The sequence below is a fragment of the Mycobacterium persicum genome, assembly GCF_002086915.1.
In the GTDB taxonomy this organism is placed as follows: Bacteria; Actinomycetota; Actinomycetes; order Mycobacteriales; family Mycobacteriaceae; genus Mycobacterium; species Mycobacterium persicum.
The window spans coordinates 1,702,816-1,724,133 of the sequence record NZ_MWQA01000001.1; the positions used below are offsets into that span (position 1 = coordinate 1,702,816).

The 21,318-nt window shown below is 67.5% G+C and carries 14 protein-coding genes, 2 pseudogenes and 1 riboswitch; of the genes and pseudogenes, 7 read left to right on the plus strand and 9 right to left on the minus strand.

Annotation, left to right across the window (positions count from 1 at the left end; genetic code table 11):
• Positions 1-139: 139 nt before the first annotated feature.
• From B4U45_RS07545 to B4U45_RS07575, 7 genes are all read right to left on the minus strand, one after another.
• Complete coding sequence (locus B4U45_RS07545; RefSeq protein ID WP_075547364.1) at positions 140-1,366, minus strand: cytochrome P450; 1,227 nt, start codon at positions 1,364-1,366, stop codon at positions 140-142.
• Positions 1,367-1,377: 11 nt separating this feature from the next.
• On the minus strand, positions 1,378-2,862 hold the full coding sequence (locus B4U45_RS07550) for an aldehyde dehydrogenase family protein (protein ID WP_075547363.1): 1,485 nt from the start codon (positions 2,860-2,862) through the stop codon (positions 1,378-1,380).
• A 30-nt stretch (positions 2,863-2,892) separates the two neighbouring features.
• Positions 2,893-3,768: an SDR family oxidoreductase gene (locus B4U45_RS07555; RefSeq protein WP_075547362.1), complete on the minus strand. Its 876-nt coding sequence runs from the start codon at positions 3,766-3,768 to the stop codon at positions 2,893-2,895.
• Complete coding sequence (locus B4U45_RS07560) at positions 3,761-4,879, minus strand: spirocyclase AveC family protein (protein WP_075547361.1); 1,119 nt, start codon at positions 4,877-4,879, stop codon at positions 3,761-3,763. Before B4U45_RS07560 ends, B4U45_RS07555 begins: the two co-directional genes overlap by 8 nt.
• Before the next feature lie 3 nt (positions 4,880-4,882).
• Entirely contained in the window at positions 4,883-5,995 is a 1,113-nt protein-coding gene (locus B4U45_RS07565; protein WP_075547393.1) for an ABC transporter substrate-binding protein, read from the minus strand.
• Positions 5,996-6,082: 87 nt separating this feature from the next.
• On the minus strand, positions 6,083-6,916 hold the full coding sequence (locus B4U45_RS07570) for a CbbQ/NirQ/NorQ/GpvN family protein (protein WP_075547360.1): 834 nt from the start codon (positions 6,914-6,916) through the stop codon (positions 6,083-6,085).
• Between the two features lie 32 nt (positions 6,917-6,948).
• Complete coding sequence (locus tag B4U45_RS07575; RefSeq protein ID WP_075547359.1) at positions 6,949-8,631, minus strand: nitric oxide reductase activation protein NorD; 1,683 nt, start codon at positions 8,629-8,631, stop codon at positions 6,949-6,951.
• A 95-nt stretch (positions 8,632-8,726) separates the two neighbouring features.
• On the opposite strand from B4U45_RS07575, the gene B4U45_RS07580 reads away from it, so the two are divergent.
• The 3 genes and pseudogenes from B4U45_RS07580 to B4U45_RS07590 all read left to right on the plus strand — a co-directional run.
• Positions 8,727-9,872, plus strand: a complete 1,146-nt coding sequence (locus tag B4U45_RS07580; protein ID WP_075547358.1) for an acyl-CoA dehydrogenase family protein — start codon at positions 8,727-8,729, stop codon at positions 9,870-9,872.
• Positions 9,869-10,975, plus strand: a complete 1,107-nt coding sequence (locus B4U45_RS07585) for an acyl-CoA dehydrogenase family protein (RefSeq protein ID WP_075547357.1) — start codon at positions 9,869-9,871, stop codon at positions 10,973-10,975. Before B4U45_RS07580 ends, B4U45_RS07585 begins: the two co-directional genes overlap by 4 nt.
• Positions 10,972-11,124: pseudogene (locus B4U45_RS07590) on the plus strand (SDR family NAD(P)-dependent oxidoreductase); the annotation flags it as partial. The gene B4U45_RS07585 and the pseudogene B4U45_RS07590, both read left to right, overlap by 4 nt.
• Positions 11,125-11,199: 75 nt before the next feature.
• Here B4U45_RS07590 and B4U45_RS07595 read toward each other — a convergent pair.
• On the minus strand, positions 11,200-12,372 hold the full coding sequence (locus B4U45_RS07595; RefSeq protein WP_075547356.1) for a PPE family protein: 1,173 nt from the start codon (positions 12,370-12,372) through the stop codon (positions 11,200-11,202).
• A gap of 751 nt (positions 12,373-13,123) precedes the next feature.
• Here B4U45_RS07595 and B4U45_RS07600 point away from each other — a divergent pair.
• Positions 13,124-14,593 (plus strand): annotated as a pseudogene (locus B4U45_RS07600) (PE family protein); the annotation flags it as partial.
• A gap of 119 nt (positions 14,594-14,712) precedes the next feature.
• Here B4U45_RS07600 and B4U45_RS07605 read toward each other — a convergent pair.
• Positions 14,713-15,879 (minus strand): PPE family protein, encoded by a 1,167-nt coding sequence (locus B4U45_RS07605; protein WP_075547354.1) that lies wholly within the window; start codon positions 15,877-15,879, stop codon positions 14,713-14,715.
• 495 nt (positions 15,880-16,374) lie between these two features.
• Between B4U45_RS07605 and B4U45_RS07610 the strand changes: the two genes are divergently transcribed.
• From B4U45_RS07610 to metE, 3 genes are all read left to right on the plus strand, one after another.
• Positions 16,375-17,691, plus strand: a complete 1,317-nt coding sequence (locus B4U45_RS07610) for a TetR/AcrR family transcriptional regulator (RefSeq protein ID WP_083155797.1) — start codon at positions 16,375-16,377, stop codon at positions 17,689-17,691.
• Positions 17,692-17,764: 73 nt separating this feature from the next.
• Positions 17,765-18,607, plus strand: coding sequence for an SDR family oxidoreductase (locus B4U45_RS07615; protein ID WP_075547352.1), 843 nt, complete (start codon positions 17,765-17,767; stop codon positions 18,605-18,607).
• Between the two features lie 58 nt (positions 18,608-18,665).
• Positions 18,666-18,878: riboswitch (cobalamin riboswitch) on the plus strand.
• A gap of 125 nt (positions 18,879-19,003) precedes the next feature.
• On the plus strand, positions 19,004-21,283 hold the full coding sequence (gene metE, locus B4U45_RS07620; protein ID WP_075547351.1) for a 5-methyltetrahydropteroyltriglutamate--homocysteine S-methyltransferase: 2,280 nt from the start codon (positions 19,004-19,006) through the stop codon (positions 21,281-21,283).
• Positions 21,284-21,318 lie beyond the last annotated feature (35 nt).

Below are 21,318 nucleotides of genomic sequence, written 5' to 3' on the forward strand. Positions count from 1 at the left end.
GCGGCCTGCTCGGGGGCTGACCAGTCGACGTCCCTGGTGTAGGTGAGCGCGGCGTATTGCGGCATGGTGTCCTCCTTGTCTCGATGATCATCCGGGCAATTCGCGGATGTCATCAAGAGGACGATCGGGATCGGCCCGATCAGGACACCCCGGCGAAAGTCGGACCGAACAGCACCGGAAGCGACGTGGGCGACCGGAAAACCTGGCCGCGGATATGCGGGTCGTCACCTGCGGGATCCAGACGCAGGTTCGGCAGCCGGTCAAACAGCAGGTTGAGCGCCACCCGCATCTCCAGCCGGGCCAGATGCATGCCCAGGCAGACGTGCACGCCGTGGCCGAAGCCGATGTGCGCCCTGGCCGCGCGGAAGATGTCGAACCGATCCGGATCGGGGTAGCGGTCCTCCTGCCGGTTTGCCGCACCCAGCATCGGCATCACCGAGGAGCCGGCCGGAATCGGCACCGCGCCCAGCTCGGTGTCACGGGTGGCGATGCGAGTGATGGTCAGCAGCGGCGGTTCCCAGCGCACCGCCTCCTCGATCGCCTGCGGCAGCAGTGCGCGCTCGGCCCGCACCGCATCGAGTTGGTCTGGGTTGCACAGCAATCCGTACAGCATGTTGCCCAGCGACCGGTAGGTGGTCTCGACGCCGGCGGGGAGCAGCAGCCGCAGGAAGGAGAAGATCTCCTCGTCGGAGAGCTTCTCCCCGTCGATCTCGGCCCGGGCCAGGCCGCTGATCAGATCGTCGCGGGGTTCGCGCCGCCGCGCGGCGAGGATGGGCGCGAAGTACTCCTGCAGGGCCTGCGAGGCGGCCCGGCCCCGCTCCGGGTTGACGGTGAAACTGAGCAATGAGATCGACCAGCGCTGAAACTGCGGATAGTCCTCGCGTGGCAGACCCAGCAGACCGGCGATGATCTGCGTCGGATAGGGAAAGGTGAACTCCTTGACCAGATCGGCGTGTCCGCGACCGGCGAACCGGTCGATCAGCTCATTGCCGACATTGCCGATCAGTTCGTCCTCCCAGCGAGCCAATGCCTTCTGCGAGAAGGCTTTTGCCACCAGAGCGCGATGGCGGCCATGTTCGGGTTCGTCCATGCCGAGCATGACGTGGCGGCCCAGCACGTCACCGAAGGCATCGATGATGATCGCCGACGAGAACGTCTCGTTGTCCCGCAGCAGCTGCGCGACGTCTTCATGGCGGTAGACGATGAAGACGGGCTTGGATTCCTCGTGCGGCATGGCCGAGAAGTCGATGCGCTGCACCGGTTGCTCGCGCCGCAGCCGGGCCAACTCGGTGTAGGGATCCCGGACGTCGCCGGATACCACGTCGTCGAAGGCCCCGAAATCCTCGAGATCGTCGAACAGCTGCATGCGCGCCCCCTTCAGGTAGCCGGATAGCCCACCGACTTGATCTGGGTGTACTGGTCGAACCCGGCGATCCCGTTCTGCCGGCCTACCCCGCTGTCCTTGTAACCGCCGAACGGGGTGTCGGCGCCGTACGGCGCGGCGCCCTGCACACCGATGAAGCCGGCCCGCAGCCGCCGGGCCACCGCCAGCGAGTGCTCCAGCGAACCTGACATCACGTTGCCGGCCAACCCGTACACGCTGTCGTTGGCGATCCGGATCGCGTCTTCCTCGTCGTCGAATCCGATGACCGACAGCACCGGGCCGAAGATCTCCTCCTGGGCAATCGTCATGGAGTTGTCGACGTCGACGAAAAGCGTTGGCCGGACATAGAATCCCTTGTCGAAACCGGTGGCCGCGTCGGGACCGCCGACCAGGCAGGTGGCACCCTCCTCGACTCCCTTGCTGATGTAGCCCAGTACGCGCTTGCGTTGCTTGTCGGAAATCACCGGTCCGCACAGGGTGGCCGGATCCTGGGGGTCGCCCGGCATGACGTTGTCGTAGATGCTCTTCAGGATCGCCACTCCCTCGTCGTAGCGGGACCGCGGCAGCAGCATCCGGGTCGGGTTGGCGCAGCCCTGCCCGGCATGCATGCACGGTGCGATGCCGATCGCACACGCCAACCCGAACTCGGCGTCCTCGAGCACGATGGTGGCCGACTTACCGCCGAGTTCCAGAAACAGCCGCTTGAGCGTCGCCGCACCCTTTTCCATGATCCGCTTCCCGACGACGGTCGAACCGGTGAACGAGATCAGGTCGACCTTGGGCGAGAGCGTGAGCTCTTCGCCGACCAGATGATCCGACGCGGTGACGACGTTGACGACTCCCGGTGGGATGTCGGTTTTTTCGGCGATCAGGCGGCCCAGGCGGGTGGCGTTGAACGGGGTGTCCGGCGCCGGTTTGAGCACCACGGTGTTGCCGGTGCCCAGCGCCTGGCCGAGCTTGTTGATGGTGACCTCGAACGGGAAGTTCCACGGCACGATCGCGCCGACCACCCCGACCGGTTCCCGCCAGACCTTGCGGCTGGTCAGCTGCCCGGTGATGCTGACCAGCGCGTCGCCCAGGTCCGTTTCCCAGGGGTATTCGTCGATCAGCTTGGCGGGATAGCGCAGCGCGTCGGCCAGCGGCGCATCCAGTTGCGGCCCGTAGGTGATCGCCCGGGGCGCGCCGGCTTCAGCGATGAGCTCCTCGCGCAGCTCCTCCCGTTCGGCCTCGATGGCCTCTTGAAGCTGCAGTAGGCAGCGCTTACGCAATTCGGGATTGGTCGACCAGTCGGTCTCGTCGAAGGCCCGCCGGGCCGCGTCGATGGCCCGGTGCATATCCGCCTTCGACGCGTCGGCGACCTCCCCGATCGGCTCCTCGGTGGCCGGGTTGATGTTGGTGAAGGTGCCGGCCTGTCCGTCGACGAGCTTGCCGTCGATCATCATCCTGGATTCGAACCGGACCTTTACAGTGTCAGCCATGTTTGTTCAGCTCTCTTCAGACGAGGCTCACTATTCCGGCGCTCGTAGTGCCCCAGAGCGCGGGAGACCCAGCGCCAGCCGGGTCACCCTATGGAGAGCCTTACTGGAAAGCAGCCGGTTGGCAACCATCAGCAACCGGGCGTCGAGTCCCACGGCGCGCCGGGCAAAGGGCGAGCGGTCCTCGACGGCCCCGGCCAGCGCGCGGGCAAACTGCTTGGGTGGGCGCGCAAATCGCATGGCGGCCCGGCCGCGCCGGTCGATTTTGCTGTGCAGCGCGGCGTAGGGCCCGGTGAGGTTGCGGTGATCCGATGTCCCGGCGTCGGTGATGATGTCGGTGTCGAAGGTTCCGGCCACCAGGACGGTGACGCCGAGTCCGAACGGCGCCACCTCGGCGGCCAACGATTCGGCCCACCGTTCGAGTGCGCCCTTGGCCGCGGAGTACGCCGCGATCTCCGGCATGCCGCGCACGCCGCCCTGGCTGGAGATCATGACGATGCGTCCTTGGCCCGCGGCGCGCATCGACGGCAACAGCGCCTTGGTCAGCAGCACCGGCCCGAGCACGTGGGTGGCGAACATCCGCTCCCACAGGTCAATCGGCGTCTCCTCGACGGTCCCGGCCGCGGAGATGCCCGCATTGTGCACCAGCACCCGCGGAGCGCCGACGGCCTCCTCGATCGCCTTGGCCGCGGCATCGACGGATGCCTGGTCGGTCAGATCCAACTGGACCGCTATCAGCCGCGAATCCTCTTCTGCGGCACCGGCAGTCGACCGCAGTGCCGCCAGCCCGGACTCCGGTGAGCGGATCGCGGCCACCACCCGCCACCCCTGCCGGTACAGGTGCGCGGCCGACGCGAAGCCCAGCCCGCGAGACGCGCCGGTGATGACGACGGCAGGTGGCTCACCCATGCGCCGCCCCACAGCGGCCGCCGTCGGCGGGCGGCGTCACGTCCGGGCGGCCGTGCGGCTGTGCGCTCATCCAAGTCGACCAGATGCCCACCGAATACGGGCCCGGCTGGCCGTTGCGTTCGTAAAAGCCTTGCGGGTCATAGACTTTGGCCTCCGGATAGGGCCATGGGCAGGCGACGGAGGTGGCGGTTCGAGTCCATTTGATGACGGCGAAGCCGGTGCCGTACGCGAAGTAGGCGAGGTTGATCAGCACGAACATCACCGCGAACATCGCGAGCTTGGGCCGCCCGGGAAGGATCCGTGCCCGCTGGGCGAGCTTTTCGGCGACGGTGCGGCCGGTGTCGTCCCGATAGAGCAACACTCCCGCGGGGATCATCACGAAAGTGACCATCACGGTTTCCCAGATGAACGGGAACTGGTAGGTCTGGCCGGCGAAGGCCGACCCGAACGGAATGACCTGGGAATAGACATAAAAGCCGGTGCGTACCAGCGTCATCTCGAGCATCGCGTCGATGACCATGCCCACCGGCAGGATGATCACCGCCAGCGTGATCAGCGGATGGCGCCAGACGAACGAGCCGAGCGGGCGCCGGGCCTGGATCTTGCGCAGGATCCAGATCGCCGGGAAGTAGGGGCCCAGATAGAACATGATGTAGCCGATCACCAGGAACGGTTCCACCGTGGGCGACAGTGACACCAGCGGCCAGTCCTCCGGCCAGTGCCACAGTTGCGGGTTGTAGACGGCGTAGGGCGCCCAGTTCATGATCGGGTCCTGCCAGACGATCAGCGTGGTGACGATGCCCATGAGCAGGACCGGGTGGGCCGGGTAGCGGCGCCAGGCCACCACGTAGACCGCGATGATCACCGACATCGCGATGATCGTGAAGATCTGGAACAGCCCCAGCCAATGCTGGTAACCGAACAGCGGCTCGACCGGGCGGGGCGCGCCGGTGACCTCCGGATTGCGGATTCGCGGCGAGACGGCGCCCTTTCGCGCGTGGTGGGCGACGACGGCGAGCACGGCGACGGCTATGAATATCCACCCGACAGCCCACCCCGAGCCCCTCTGGCGCGTGGCCGTGACCGACGGCGCTGCCTGCTCGGTGGTCATCGCTCAACCGGCGCCGAAGCGATCGACGAGATGGGAGTTCACGCCGTCGGGGTCCAGCCTCCGCGCCACCAGGTAGCCCGCACCCATCCAGCCCCGCCGGGTCCACTTCCCCAGCGAGACCCGGGTCCCCGGGGCACCGGCGGCGGCGGGCAGCATCTTCACCCGCTCCAGCGCCTCCTTGACGCCGCGGGGGCTCAGCGGGTGGGCGTCGGCAAAGGCGTGTAGCAGCGTATTGGCGATGTCGTGGTTCACCACCGGCACGCAATACTGGGGCCGACGGCCGTATTCCGACTCGTAGCGGTCCAGGAACGCCTGGCCCACGCGGTTGTCCTCGTCGTACTGGTCGATCCCGGTCCAACCCATCAAGGCCTGCCACATAATCGGATTGATCCAGGCGTTCTGAAACGCGGTGCTGGTGAACCGGGGCGGATCCCAGTCGAGTTCGGCCAGGGCCAGGTTGATGAACACGATGCCGAAGCCGAACCCGCAGTGCACCAACGCGGACGGCTTTGCCTCGTGCACGGTGCGCATCGCCTGGGTGACGTCCTGTGCGGTTTGGGCGATCTGCACTTCGGCCACAATACGAATGCCTTTGCGCCGGGCCGTGTTTCGGAAGTTGGTGAGATAGCTCTGACCGACCAGCGATTGCTCGACCAGGACGGCCACCTCGGTGTGGCCGCCCTTGGCGAGCAATTCCGCCCAGAAGATCGGCTCGTCGGTCATCGACCCTTGCGGGAACGCGAACGTCCACTCCCCCAACCAGTCGTCGCTGCCGCAGACGTTGATGGCCGGCACCCGGAACCGTTCTTCGATCGCCTCTTTGGTGGGCACGGCGTTCTCGCTGATGTGCGGCCCGAACACCGCCAGACAGCCCTCGTCGACCAGTTCGCCGTAGGCGTCGATGACGGCCTTGACCGCGCCTTTGGGCAGCCCCTCCACTTCCCGGTACACGATCTCCACCGGACGGTCGATGACCCGTTGCCGCAGCCCGTCGGCGAATACCAATTCGAACGGCTGGGTCAGGTCGTCGCGCATCTCCTGCGGATAGAACTCCGGCAGCAGGAGGTCGAAGAGGTAGCCGATCTTGATCGGTTGCGCGGTGCTCTCGTAGGACAAGTCTCCATCTCCGTCAGCGGCTCCCGATAAACCTAACATTTGTTCTGACATTAGCGCGGTGGGCGGCGCAGCGTCAATCGCCATCGGCTAGGTGTCGGACAGGTAGACATCGATCAACTCCGACAGGCCATTACCGGCGTGAATGTCGTCGGTCAACGGGCCGGCGACGGCGGCGCGGGCCGCCTCCCGGGTGCCGAGCCCCTCGGCGATCAGCCGGCCCGCGGCGATGAGCACCCTGGTCGACGCCACCTCACGCAATCCGCGGTTTTCCAGCCGCCGGATCGCTTGGGCAAGCCGCACCAACTCGGCGGCCGCCTCGGAGCCGACGCCGGCCTCGTGAGCAACGATCTTTTCCTCGACATCGGCTGGGGGAAAACAGAATTCGATGGCCACCAGGCGCTGCCGGGTGGAGTCCTTGAGATCCTTGAGGACGCTTTGGTACCCGGGGTTGTAGGACACCACCAGGCAAAAGCCAGGTGCGGCATCCAGTGTCACGCCCAGGCGTTCGAGCGGAAGCTGGCGACGGTGATCGGCCAGGGGGTGCAACACGACGGTGGTGTCCTGGCGCGCCTCGACGACTTCATCCAGGTAGCAGATCGCGCCCTCGCGAACGGCGCGGGTGAGCGGGCCGTCGACCCACTCCGTTTCCCCACCGCGCAGCAGGAACCGCCCGACCAGATCCGCGGTCGTGAGGTCGTCGTGGCAGGCCACCGTCACAAGCGGCCGCTGCAGATCATGGGCCATGGCTTCCAGGAACCGCGTCTTGCCGCAGCCGGTGGGCCCCTTGAGTAGCACTGAGAGGCCTTGACGGAAAGCGGCCTTGAAGACGTGTTCCTCATTGCCCACCGACACGTAGAAGGGACGGGACGCCGCGGGTGTCGCCCCGTCGTTGCCTGCGCCCGCATTGCCTGTGCCTGGCATGGCCGCAGCGTAACGCGGAACAGATATTTGGCTCAACTCTCGGCGGGCCTGCGAACTTCGGCCGAGCGCAGGGCCGCGCGAAACAGCGGCCCGGCCACCCGCCGAAGTTGTTCCGGCTCGGCGATGGCGGCCAGCGCCGCGCTGCCGAAGACCCGCTGCAGTTCCTCGGGATCGGTGCTCGCCCCGACGGCCAGGCACACACAGCCGGTGCCACGGCCGCGGGCTTCGGCCAGCGCACGACGGGAGTCCGCCGCCCCGTAGGCGCGTTCGTAGCCGTGGTCGTAGGCCAACCCGTCGGACACCACGACCAATAGCCGCCGCGTCGTACCGCCACCGGATTCCAGCACGGCCGCACCGTGGCGGATCGCGGCACCGAGCCTCGAATACCCGCCGGGCACCAGGCCGCCGAGCCGTCGCAGCGCAGGAGCATCCAGCGGATCGTCGAAACGCTTGACCGGCACCAGTTGCACGGCCGCCCGCCCCTGCGAGTGGAATGCATAGAGCGCCAACCGATCTCCGAGATCATCAAAGGCAATAGCGAGTGCCGCGGCGACGGCCCGTTGCTGTTCGTGCACCGTCTTTCCGGTCGCAGCCGGCTCGGCGACCGAGCCGGAGATGTCCAGCAACAACAGCACCGCAAGATCACGTCGGCGGCGCAGCCGATCGAGGTAGATCGCGTCAGTGGGCAGCGAGCCGGCCGCCGCGTCGAGGCGGGCCTCGACCGCCGCATCGATATCGATGTCCTCGCCGTGCAGCTGCCGGCGAAACCAGTCCGGCCCCAGACCGAGGCGGGCCAGGGAGCGCCGTAATGCATAGCGGTCCAGGCAATCCGGAAACGATGCGTCGCCGACAACCGCCGGCATTTCGCGTACCGTGCACCAGTTCGGCCGATAGCAGCGACGGTGGACATCCCACTCGGGATAGCTGACCGACTCCGCTTTCCCGCGTGGTCCGCCGGCGCGTTCGTCGAACAATCCGGCCGGTGCCGTCGACAACACCCCTTGCGCGGACCCGATCCCTGAGCGGGTGCGGTGGGCGGGGGCGTCGGCCCCCGGCTGACCGCTGTCTCCGAGCCGGCGCACCGGGCGCAGCATGCGGCGCAGCAACCGGCCGAGGGCTCCGGAACCGCCGATTGGGCTGGGGAAGACGGTCTCCTGTGGGCCTGCGGGATCGTCGTCGAGGTCGGCCGGTGCCGGCCCGGCCTGACGACCATGCTCACCGCCCGCCGGCGCATCTCGGTGCGTTGCCAACTGGGCCAGCAGCTTCCGGGCGTGGATGGCGCCGAAGCTCGCCGGCGCGCCGGCGACGGGGTGCGGGCTCCGCGCGACAGCCAACGAGGCGGCCGGCGAATGGGTGCGAGCGGCGATGTCGCGGTCGATCAACCCCCGCGTTGGCTCCGGTAACCAGTATTCGTTGGCCGCCAGCGCCCGGTGCCCCTCCACCGCGAGATATCGCCTGGCAACCGCCGGGCGCCGGTTGAGCGCGCGGACCAGATCCGGATCGAGACTTCCCGCCGCCAGCAGCGACGCCTGCACGGCCAGCGAGGCGAGCTGATCGCGCCCCGGCAGGGCGGCGTCGACAAAGATGGTGCGGCCATCGGTCCACGCCGGCTCACCGGCGCCGGCCGGGGCGACCCGTACCGTACGGCCCGCGATAGCGGAGGCCACGATGCCCAGTCGCGGCAGCCGATCGGTGTGGTGCTGGTCGCCAGTCACGCGGTTCGTCCTGGTTGATCGTGTTGACCAAATATCTGTTCCAACGTAGAGTCCGGCTTGACAGGCAGTCAATCGCGCAAGGTCGACACACGCACGTGGACTTCTCATACCCGGCGGAGGTGGAACAGTTCCGCGACGAGCTACGCAGCTGGCTCTCGGCGAATCTGACCGACGAATTGATCACCGCCCGCCGATCCCCCGGCCGCAGCGACGCGGTATTCGACATGTTGCGTGCCTGGAACGCGACCCTGGCCGACGCCGGCTGGGCGGCCGTTTCCTGGCCCCCTGCGTACGGTGGCCGCGGCGCCACCGTGCTCGAGCAGCTGGTCTACACCGAGGAAACCACCCGCGCCCGAGCCCCCTTGCCGCTCAACGTCATCGGCATGAACAACATCGCTCCGGCGATCATGCAATACGGCACCGAAACGCAGAAGACGACACTGCTGCCGCGGATGTTGCGCGCCGACGATATCTGGTGCCAGGGCATGTCGGAGCCCGACGCCGGATCCGACCTCGCCGCGCTGCGAACCCGCGCGGTGCGCGACGGCGACACCTTCGTGGTCAACGGACAGAAGATCTGGACCTCGCTCGGGCACCGCGCCGACTGGTGCCAGCTGTACGTCCGCACCGATCCCGAGGCGCCCAAACACCGGGGCATCTCCTGCCTGATCGTCGATATGAGGCTGCCCGGTATCGAGGCTCGGCCGCTGGTCACGCTCAACGGCGACACCGACTTCGCCGAGGTGTTCTTCCACGATGTGGTGGTGCCGGCCGGCGCGCTGCTGGGTCCGCTCAACGCGGGCTGGCAGGTCGCCACCACCACGCTGAGCCACGAGCGGGCCGGGGCGGCGCGACTTTACACCGAATTGCAGGTGCGGCTCGAGGAGCTGGCGGCGGACTTCGCCGCAGTCGGGGTCGGCGAAGACCCGGTGACGTTGCGGCGCCTCGGTGAGATCGCGGTGCGCGTGAAGTATCTCGAAGTGCTATGTCTGCGCTCGATTTCGGCGACCCTGCACGGCGGCTCGGAAATCACCGCCTTGGGGTCGGCCAGCCTGGCCAAGACGGTGTGGGGTGAGATCGGCCAAGATCTGGCCGCGCTGGCTTTCGATGTGCTGGGTCCGCAGGCTCACCGGTGGGCCGACTACCGGCTGACGTCGCGGTCGCTGACCATCGCCGGCGGCACCACGCAGATCAACACGAACATCACCGCGCACCGCGTGCTGGGGTTGCCGCGCCGATGAACCTGGAACTGTCCGAGGAGCAGCTGGCGCTGCGCGACACGGTGCGGCGCTTTCTCGCCGAGAAGGCGCCGATTTCGGGACACGTGCGCGCGCTGCTCGACGATCCCACCGGCACCACCGAGGCGGTATGGCGCGGCCTGGCCGAGCTGGGGACAACCGGGCTGTTGGTGCCACCCGAATACGGCGGCGCCGGCATGACGATGGTCGAGGCCGGCGTGGTCGCCGAGGAGCTCGGCGCCGCCTTGCACCCGGGGCCCTGGTTGTCCACAGCGGTCGCGGCGACGCGGGCGCTGCGCCGGTGCGACGCCGGCCCCGCCGCGGCCCAGATCTTCACCGGGATAGCCGAGGGCACCACGATCGCCACCGTGGGCCCATTGGACATCAAGACCCTGCCGACAGCCGACGGCACGACCCTCGACGGCGAGCTCGCCTCGGTTCCCGACGCCGCAGCCGCCCACGTGCTGTTGGTTCTCGCTCAAAACGGGCACGACACCGAGCTTTTCGCGGTCGACACCGCTTCCCCCGGCGTTTCGGTGATGCCCAAGCGCGGTATCGACCAGACCCGCAAGACGTTTCGGGTCGAGCTCGACGGTGTGCCGGCAAACCGGGTGGCCACCCCGTCGCCGGCCGCCGTTGCGGCCGTCGTCGACGACGTGCTGATCGCCATGGCCGCCGATGCGCTCGGCGCGGCCCGCGCCGTCATGGACTCGGCCGTCGAATACGCAAAGGTGCGAAAGCAATTCGGCCAGGCCATCGGCTCGTTCCAGGCGATCCAGCAGCTGTGCGTCGGCATGTACGAGACGGTCGAGCTGGCCCGCAGCGGGGTGATCCACGCGTTGTGGGCCTCGGATGCCTTGCCCGAAGACGCCGCCGACGAGCGACACTTGTGCGCACTGCGGGCCAAGGGTTTCGCCGGGCGGCTGGCCACCGTCGCCGACACGGCGATCCAGATTTTCGGCGGCATCGGCTACACCTGGGAGCACGACGCTCACCTCTATCTCAAACGCCTGCTGAGCTGGAGCGCATTTCTGGGTGGACCCGACCGCTATCTCACCGAACTCGGTGCGCGCCTTGCGCACCCAACAACAGAAGGCTACCGATGATCGATTTCACCGACCAGGTCGCGATCGTCACGGGCGCCGGCCGGGGGCTCGGCCGGTTGTACGCACTCGAGTTGGCCCGCCGCGGTGCCGCGGTGGTGGTCAACGATGTCGGTGCGACCATGCACGGCGACGGCTCCGACGCCAGCGTCGACCGACGCACGCCAGACCGGTAGCGACTGGTGCGCCAGATGCCGGTCGCAGTTGGCACTGGGGCGGCCCAGTCGCTATCCGATCCCGGTAACTGGTATCACGCCGGATCGGGACTGCGGTGCCTGAGGGCCGGCCCCGCCGCGGCCTATCGTCTCACCGGGCATCCCGGAAGCACCGGTACCGCTCGGCATCGGCATCATCGGCATACCGGGCGAACTCGGCTCTCCTGTCAGCGCCGCCGGGGCTGGGATACCGGCCGCACCCAAACCCGACATCGCCGAACTCGCCATCGGCGCCGGCACAGACCCCTGCCAAGTCGGCGGAACCGACAGGCCCCCGACCATCCGGGCGTTACCCAAGTCCGCCGCCATCGGCGAACCCAGCCCTCCGCCGCCCAATGACGTAATTTCAGCATGAGGAGGCGTCACCAACTTCGGCACGTCCGCCGGCAACCCACTGGCAACCACACCGGCCACTCCGCCGACTGGTGTGCGCGCTGCATTGCTCATCAAACTCATGAGCGGCGACATCGCCATGCTCAGCGGATACATCAACACCGGCACACCCGACAAGAGCAATGAACCCAGCCCCGAGCCGGCGTTTGAACCGATCGCCACGAGATCCTGAGCCGGCGCCGCCGCGGACGAAACCACCGCCGGCACACCCGAGGCAGCTTGCGACGCCGACCCGGCCAACCCGGCCCACCCGGCCAAGCCGGGATTGGACGGCGGCGGACTAAACGGCGTCATTGTCGACGCCACCGATGCCGCGCCGGCGTGATACCCCGCCATCGCGGCTACATCCTGCGCCCACATCTCCTGGTAGTCGAACTCCGTAGCTGCGATCGCCGGGGTGTTCTGAGCCAAGAAATTCGTTGCCACCAACGACAGCAGCGACATCCGATTGGCGGTCACCGCCCCGGGATGCACCGTCGTCGACAGAGCCGCCTCGAACGCTGTCGCCGCAACCCGAGCCTGAACAGCGGTCACCTCCGCCTCCCCGGCCGCCCCGCTCAGCCAGCCCACAAATGGTGCCGCCGCAGCCGCCATCGACATCGATGCCGGACCTGACCACTGCCCGGTCGCCAATCGGGTTACCACCGAATCAAACGACGCTGCCGATGCCCGCAAATCCGCTGCCAGGCTCAGCCAGGCCGACGCCGCTCTCCACAGCGGGCCCGACCCGCAACCGCCAAAGATTCGCGCCGAATTGACTTCCGGCGGCAGCCAAGCGAAGTCCAAAATCATCTCAACCTAAACCCTTCCGCCGTCGTTAGCCGAAATGCGGCAGCACTGATATACATTGCACTCCAAAACAATTCGAACTCATTGGTGATGACGAGCACCCGAAAGCGCTACCACACGGTCGACTCAGGCGATATCCGAATCACGCTGATATAGAACGATATTCCAAGTCAGACCGGACGCCGCGCTAGTTCGCGTACCACCAAGCAATGAGAATTCGTGAACAAGTATCTGAGTCATCCAGTGAATCCAGCCTTTTCAATGCGGATGGTTACCCGCTGTCACATCGCGGTTGTCGGGAACCGCAGCCGAACCGGGATCTTCAGCCGGACAAAAACTCCCACAAACCATACGCCTTGTCAACAGTTGCCTTTGGCTACGCTTACGTAGCCGGAAGTTACGAATTCGTAGTCTATTAACACTATTTCGAGCGTCCGAGCTATCCCGCGCGCCGCCTGGCTGTCTACTGAATCGCGCCGCAGAACGCCGCCACTGCCGGTGTAAAATTGTGCAATCACCTGAAATGCCTTGGTGGGACGTCGTCTCGACGAGCACATCGGTCCTTCAAGACCAGCTCCTGGCCGAAATGTAGCGTACGTCAGGGACTCTGATTGACGACCGTCGAGAAACATGCTGCAACCGAGCGGCTGCGGTGCTAGTCTGCAGAGACCCAATTGCACGGAGGGGAATGGGCGCGTGCAGTCCGGGAGCAAGTGGTTACCCGACAAGCGCTCAGTGCGATTAGGAGATCTCCATGTCATTTGTGTCCACGGTGCCCGAGGCATTGCAGACCGCCGCAACCGACTTGGCGACTATCAGATCCTGGCTCGGCGAGGCCAATGCCACTGCGGCCACAGCTACGACGGAAATACTCCCCGCAGGCGCCGACGAGGTGTCGGCAGCGATCGCAGCGCTGTTTTCCGCGCAGTCACAAGTCTGGCGAACGTTCAGTCAGGACGCTGCGTGGCTTCATCAGCAGTTTGTGGATGTCCTCAACGGTAGCGCCGTCAAGTATGCGACCACCGAGCTGGAGAACGCCGAGCGGAATGTCCTGCAGGTCATCAACGAACCGACCGAGTATTTGTTCGGGCGCCCGCTGATTGGCAACGGCGCCAACGGGGCTCCCGGGACGGGACAAAACGGCGGGGACGGCGGCATTCTCTGGGGAAACGGGGGTAACGGCGGATCAGGTGCGCCCGGCCACGCCGGCGGCAACGGTGGCGACGGCGGGATATTCGGCTCCGGTGGCGCCGGCGGAGCCGGTGGAAACGCCGTGAACGGCACCGCCGGCGCTGGCGGCGCGGGCGGGGCCGGCGGGTTGTTCGGCTCCGGCGGCGCCGGCGGGGCCGGCGGGATGTCGATGGACGGCACCGGCGGTGCCGGCGGAACCGGTGGAACCGGAGGACTTTTCGGCACCGGAGGGACCGGCGGCGCCGGCGGGGCCGGTGTGGGAAACGGAGGTGCCGGCGGGTCCGGTGGCAACGCCTGGCTTGCCGGATCGGGGGGCGCCGGAGGTGCCGGCGGAGGTGCGGGAACCTCCGGCTCGGGCGGCCAGGGCGGATCCGGAGGCAATGGCGGGTGGCTTTCCGGCAACGGTGGCGACGGCGGAACCGGTGGCGCCGGCGCCGTCAACAACGGGGGTAACGGTGGGGCCGGCGGCAATGCCGGTTTGCTCTCCGGAAACGGCGGTGACGGCGGCGTCGGCGGATACGGCAACAACAACGGAGGCAGCGGTGGCGCGGGCGGCGACGCCGGCTGGCTCGCCGGTGACGGCGGCAATGGCGGGACCGGCGGAGTGGGCGGCACCACCAACGGCGGCAGCGGCGGCGACGGCGGCAGCGGAGCCTGGCTTTCGGGCAACGGCGGCGCCGGCGGCGCCGGCGGCCAGGGCGTCGCCAACGGCGGTAACGGCGGGGCCGGCGGCAACGCGGGACATTTCTTCGGATCGGGCGGCGCCGGCGGCGGCGGCGGAAACGGGTTGAGCGGCAACGGCGGGGCAGGCGGCACCGGTGGCAATGCCGGCCTGATCGGCGACGGCGGTAACGGTGGCGACGGCGGTGCCGGCTACGTCAGCGGCGGAAACGGCGGTAACGGCGGCAACGCCTCGATGATCGGCAACGGTGGTAACGGCGGTAACGGCGGGACGGGACATTCGCCCGGCGCTGGCGGGACCGGCGGTGCGGGTGGGAAGCTGATCGGGCAGCCCGGCTTCGATGGGGTAGCGCCCGCGCGACAACCACTTCCGTTGGTCAGTGACGTGTCCTGACGTCGTCGCGACGGCGGCATGCTACTTCTCGAATTTGGCTCGGCCGCAATGCCTCTGGGCGCCGTTCCGATCCGGGCCTATCCGATCCCGGTCCGCGGTATCACGCTGGGCCGCGACTGCACCGGATTTCCGCCCGCCCCACCGCGGCCCATCATGCCGCCGGGCATCCCGGTGCCGGCACCGCCCATGCCCATCGGCATCGGCATCATCGGCATCCCGGTGGGCCGCGCCGCCCCGGTCAGCTCCGCCGGATTGGGCATGCCTGCAGCACCCAAGCCCGATAACGGCGAACTAGCCATCCGCGTCGGTGTCGAGCCCTGCCACGTCGGCGGAACCGACATCGTCCCCACCATCCGGGCCTTACCCAGACCCGCCGACATCGGCGCACCCAGCCCGCCACCGCCAAACGGCTTGGTCCCAGGATGAGCCGCACCCACGAACTTCGGCTCGGCTGCCGCCGCTCCGCCCGCCGTGGCACCGGCCAACCCCGCGGCCGGAGTGCGCGCCGCATTGGTCAGCACGCTCATCAACGGCGAAATCGCCATGCTCACCGGATACATGAACGACGACAACGGCACCGACTGCAGCATCGCGAGGGCGGACGGAGCCGCCGACACGATTCCCTGCACCGGTGTGGCTATCGCGGCGCCCGCCGACGACACTATCGCGCTGACACCCGAGGCGGCCTGCGATGCCAGCCCGGCCAACCCCGCCATCGTCAGCGGCGGCAGGCTGAACGGCGTCAGCGTCGACGCCACCGACGCCGCTCCGGCGTGATACCCCACCATCGCGGCTACGTCCTGAGCCCACATCTCGAGGTAGTCGCTCTCAGCGGCCGCGATCGCGGGGGTGTTCTGCCCCAAGAAGTTTGTCGCCACCAACGACAGCAACGACACCCGATTGGCGGTCACCGCCGCCGGATGCACCGTGGCCGACAACGCCGCCTCGAAAACGGTCGCCGCCGCCCGCGCCTGAACGGCGGCCGACTCGGCCTCCCCCGCGGCGCCACTCAACCACCCCACGTACGGCGTCGCCGCCGCCGCCATCGACACCGAAGCCGGACCCGACCACGGCCCGCCCGCCAACCCGCTGACCACCGAATCAAACGACGCCGCCGACGCCCGCAGATCCGCAGCCAGGCTCTCCCAGGCCGAGGCCGCCGTATACAGCGGACCCGATCCCGCACCGGCGAAAATCCGTGCCGAGTTGATCTCGGGAGGCAACCACACAAACTCAGGAATCATGCCAACCCCAAACCGCCGGCCGTATTAACAGCTCGGACATCCGCTCCTGCCGACTACCTCCACGACGACATTCATCTGCAGCAACAGTCACCTCGTGCGACTATTTGCGCCACGGCCGAATGCTAAGGCGGTGCGACGCAGAAAATCCGGACTTTCGCACCAAACCTTCCTGTCAATATGCTCAAAGCCGCCTGTCAATCAGCTATCAAAGGCCGGCGGTTTGGCCACATCGGCCGGGCGGGCGGGTCGGCGCGCAGCCCCCTCCCGGCGGATTTGCGTCGCGTGCCCCGTCGCAACGGGTGTGCCTTCGCCCGCCCGATGCTAATCCGCGGCAGCCGGAACGCCCGTTTTAGAATCGCCCTGTCAACCACTATTCAGCAGGGCGTCGACCGGTCTACGGTCTGATAGTCTTTAGCAACAAAGATTTGGTTCGGCGGGAGGGCGAGTGCTTATGTCTGCCAAACCGCTGTCCTGCGGACGTGCGTCCCGGTAGCTATGGCAAAAGCCAACGCCTTGGCAAAAGGCCGCCAGCCGGTGGATCACCGCGACGAATCCGTCGCCGACGATTCCGGGACGCGCCGGGCCGAGATTCTGCAGACCGCGGCGTCGTTGATCGCGTCGTCGGGATTGCGAACGTCGCTGCAGGAAATCGCCGACGCGGCAGGCATTCTGCCGGGCAGCCTCTACCACCATTTTGAGTCCAAAGAAGCGATCCTGATCGAACTGATCCGCCGCTATCAAAACGATCTGAACCGCATCGGCCTCACCGCGCAGCAGCAGTTGGACGAGCCGGACTCGCGGCCGGTGGCCGAGAAGATCACCGAGTTGGGCTCGGCGATCGCCAACTGCGCCGTGGCGCACCAAGCAGCGCTTCAGATGTCGTTCTACGAGGGACCAAGCGCGGATCCCGAACTGATGAAGCTCACCCAACAGCGGCCGGCGGCGCTGCACGAGGCGATGCTGCAGACCCTGCGCGCCGCCAGGTGGAGCGGCTACATCAAACCGGAAATGGATCTGCCGATATTGGCCGACCGCATCTGCCAGACGATGCTGCAGGTGGGGCTCGACGTCATCCGTCACCACGCCTCAGCCGACCAGGTCGCCCGGCTGATGTGCCGAATCATCCTGCAGGGATTGGCAACCCGCCCTCCGGACGATCCGGAGCTGGACGGATCGAGCGCCTTGGCGGCCGCCAACGACGCCATCGCGACATGGACCGACGACCGGGACGCCGACCCCGGCGACAAAGCTGCCCGGGTGCGGGCGGTCGCCCGAACCGAGTTCGGGCGCAGAGGATATGAAGTCACCACCATCAGGGACATCGCGGCTGCGACCGGCCTGGGAACCGGCACGGTCTATCGGGTGATCGGATCCAAGGACGAACTGCTGGCGTCGATCATGCGGTCCTTCGGCCAGAAGGTCGAGGCAGGCTGGGTCAGCGTACTGCGCTCGGATGCGACGCCGATCGAAAAGCTGGACGCGCTGAGCTGGATCAATATCAATGCGCTGGATCAGTTTTCCGATGAATTCCGGATTCAGCTCGCCTGGATGCGGCAGTCGCCGCCCAATACCCCCAACCCGGGGTGGCTGTATGCCACCCGGCTGCGTCAGCTGAAATCACTTCTCTCCGGAGGCTTTCGCTCGGACGAGATCCAGATCGAGACCCCGTCCCTGGCGATGCTGGCACGATCGGTCATCGCCCTGCAGTGGATACCGGAGAACATCCTTCGCGCTGTCGGCCCGCGTGCCGCGCTGATTCATGCCCGTGACACGGTGTTGCGCGGCGCCGCGGTGCGTGGCGAGGGGTATTGAACCAAAAATATGTTCTCCCTAGAGTGGGGCAGGTAAACGGCGAGTACGTAGGGCCCGCGGGGAAGGGATCTCCATGACTGTTCTGGATCGGTTGCGCTACGACGGCAAGCTGGCGTTGGTGGTCGGCGGCGCGACGGGTATGGGCGCCGCGGCGGCCAGGGCGGCGACCGAACTCGGCGCCGACGTCACCGTGATGGACTACGCGCCGGTGAACTTTGACGTCGCCCAGTCGCTGCAGGTCGACTTGCGAGACCCCGCGTCCATCGACGCCGCGATCGGGCAGCTCGGTGGACCGGTGCATGCGGTGTTCTCCGCAGCCGGGGTGGCCGAAGGTCCGGACCTGATGAAGATCAACTTCATCGGCCACCGCCATCTGATCCAGCGGCTGCTGGACCACGACCAGCTGCCGTCCGGCTCGGCGATCTGTTTCATCTCCTCGGTGGCAGGCATGGGATGGGAAAACGACCTGCCCCGGCTGCAGGAGTTCCTGGCCACGCCCGACTACGCAGCGGCCCAGGACTGGGTTGCCGCGCACGAGGCCGAGGGCATCATCCACTACGGCTTCAGCAAGAAGGCGATCAACGCCTACGTGGCGATGCAGGCCTATCCCCTGCTGAAGAAGGGAATCCGGATCAACGCCATTTGTCCGGGGCCCACCGACACGCCGTTGGCCCAGGCCAACGCGGACCTGTGGCTCAGCTACGCGCAGGACTACCGCGACGAGACCGGAGCCAAGGTGCACACCCCCGAGCAGATGGGCGACGTGATGGCGTTCCTCAACAGCGCGGCAGCCTTCGGGATCAGCGGCATCACGTTGCTGGTGGACTACGGGCACACGATGGCGTCGCTCACCGGAGCCTACCCGCCGGGCAAACCGATCCTCGATCTGATCATGGGCCGCGTGCCGATGCCCTAGCGGCTCGCGGCAGGGTTGCCGGCTGACGTAACCTGGACCACGCAGCTGGTCTGCCGTCATCGCATCCCGCGGCGTCGGCACCGAGCGAGGCATGTTAGCGATGCCTGGCGAGAGGGAATCCGGTGAGAGTCCGGAACTGTCCCGCAGCGGTATGCAGGAACGACCGCCGTCAATAGCACTGGTCGCACGACTGGGAAGCGACGGCCATTAGGAGCACCACCACCGGTGCGCGCCTGCGAGTCCGAAGACCTGCCAGCCGTGCCGGGCGCGCCGCGTCCGGCGGGTCGTCGCCTCGTGGAGTGGGCGTTTGGCCGTACCGGTTGCGGTGTTGCGCCGCAACCGGATTCGGCTGTACGTCCGCGGGCGGTGACCAACCCGTCGAGTTAAGGACACGCCGTGACCGCAGGTAATTTTCAGAAGTTCACCGCCACCATCACCGGCTCCCCCCGCATCGGCCCGCGCCGTGAGCTCAAGCGAGCGACCGAGGGGTACTGGGCCGGACGCACCAGCCGATCCGAGTTGGAGTCCGTCGCCGCCGCCTTGCGCCGTGGCACCTGGACCGATCTGGCCGCCGCCGGCCTGGACTCGGTGCCGATCAACACCTTCTCCTATTACGACCAGATGCTCGACACCGCGGTGCTGCTCGGTGCGCTGCCGGCCCGGGTGAGCGCGATCCCCGACGAACTGGACCGCTACTTCGCCGCCGCACGAGGCAATGCCGACGTCGCGCCGCTGGAGATGACCAAGTGGTTCGATACCAACTACCACTACCTGGTGCCGGAGATCGGGCCGTCGACCCGGTTCACGCTGAACCCGGCCAAGGTGGTCTCCGAGCTGAAAGAGGCTCAGCAGCTTGGTATTCCGGCGCGTCCGGTGATCATCGGCCCGGTCACCTTCCTGCTGCTGAGCAAGGCCGTCGACGGTGCCGGCCCGCCAATCGACCGACTGCAGGAGTTGGTTCCGGTCTACTCCGAACTGCTGTCGCTGCTGGCTGGCGAGGGCGCCCAGTGGGTACAACTCGACGAGCCCGCGCTGGTGACCGACATCTGTCCCGACGCGCCGGCGCTGGCCGAGCGGATGTACACCGCGCTGGGGTCGCTGAGTGATCGGCCGGCCATCCACGTCGCAACCTATTTCGGCGATCCCGGCGCCGCGCTGCCGGCGCTGGCCCGCACGCCGGTGGAAGCCATCGGGGTGGACCTGGTGGCCGGCGCGCGCACCGCGGTCGCCGGGGTGCCCGAGCTGGCCGGCAAGACGCTGGTGGCCGGCATCGTCGACGGGCGCAACGTCTGGCGCACCGACCTGGAAGCGGCACTGAGCCGGCTGGCGACCCTGCTGGGTTCGGCGGCCACGGTTGCGGTCTCGACGTCATGCTCCACCATGCACGTGCCATACTCGCTGGCTTCCGAAACCGACCTGGACGACAACCTGCGCGACTGGCTGGCGTTCGGCGCGGAAAAGGTGGGCGAAGTCGTCGTGCTCGCGCGGGCACTGCGCGACGGACGCGACGCGGTCGCCGAGCAGATCGCGGCTTCCAACGCGGCGGTGGCGTCGCGGAAGCGGGACCCGCGCCTGCACAACGGACAGGTCCGGGCCCGCATCGACTCGATCGTCGCCTCGGGGGCCCGCCGGGGCGAGGCGCCCGCCCGTCGCGTCAGCCAGGAAGCACGTCTGCAGCTGCCGGTGCTGCCCACCACGACGATCGGCTCCTACCCGCAGACCTCGGAGATCCGCAAGGCGCGACAGGCGTTACGGGCGGGCGAGATCGACCAGGGCGAATACGTGCGCCGGATGAAAGCCGAGATCGCCGACGTCATCACCCTGCAGGAGCAGCTCGGGCTGGATGTGTTGGTGCACGGTGAGCCGGAGCGCAACGACATGGTGCAGTACTTCGCCGAGCAGCTGGAGGGTTTCTTCGCCACCCAGAACGGCTGGGTGCAGTCCTACGGCAGCCGCTGCGTGCGCCCGCCGATCCTCTACGGCGACGTGTCGCGGCCGCGCCCGATGACGGTCGACTGGATCACCTACGCGCAGTCTCTGACCGACAAGCCGGTCAAGGGCATGCTGACCGGTCCGGTGACGATCTTGGCGTGGTCGTTCGTGCGCGACGACCAGCCGCTGGCCGACACCGCCAACCAGGTGGCGCTGGCGATCCGGGACGAGACCGTGGACCTGCAGGCCGCCGGCATCGCGGTCATCCAGGTCGACGAGCCCGCGCTACGAGAACTGCTGCCGCTGCGCCGTGTCGAGCAGGACGAGTATTTGCGTTGGGCGGTAGCCGCTTTCCGGTTGGCGACCTCAGGTGTGGCCGACTCGACCCAGATCCACACCCATCTGTGCTATTCGGAATTCGGCGAAATCATCGGCGCGATTGCCGATTTGGATGCCGATGTGACGTCGATCGAAGCGGCGCGCTCACATATGGAGGTGCTCGACGACCTGAATGCGGCCGGCTTCGGCAACAGTGTGGGCCCGGGCGTCTACGACATTCATTCGCCGCGGGTGCCGAGCACCCGCGAGATCGCCGAGTCGTTGCGTGCGGCGCTGAAAGCGGTTCCGGCGCAGCGGCTCTGGGTCAATCCCGATTGCGGCCTGAAGACCCGCAACGCCGCTGAGGTGGCCGCGTCGCTGCGCAACATGGTGGCCGCGGCGCAGGAAGTGCGCGCAGAGGCCTAGCGTTTCTCGCCAGCGTGACGTCACTGCGAGTTTCG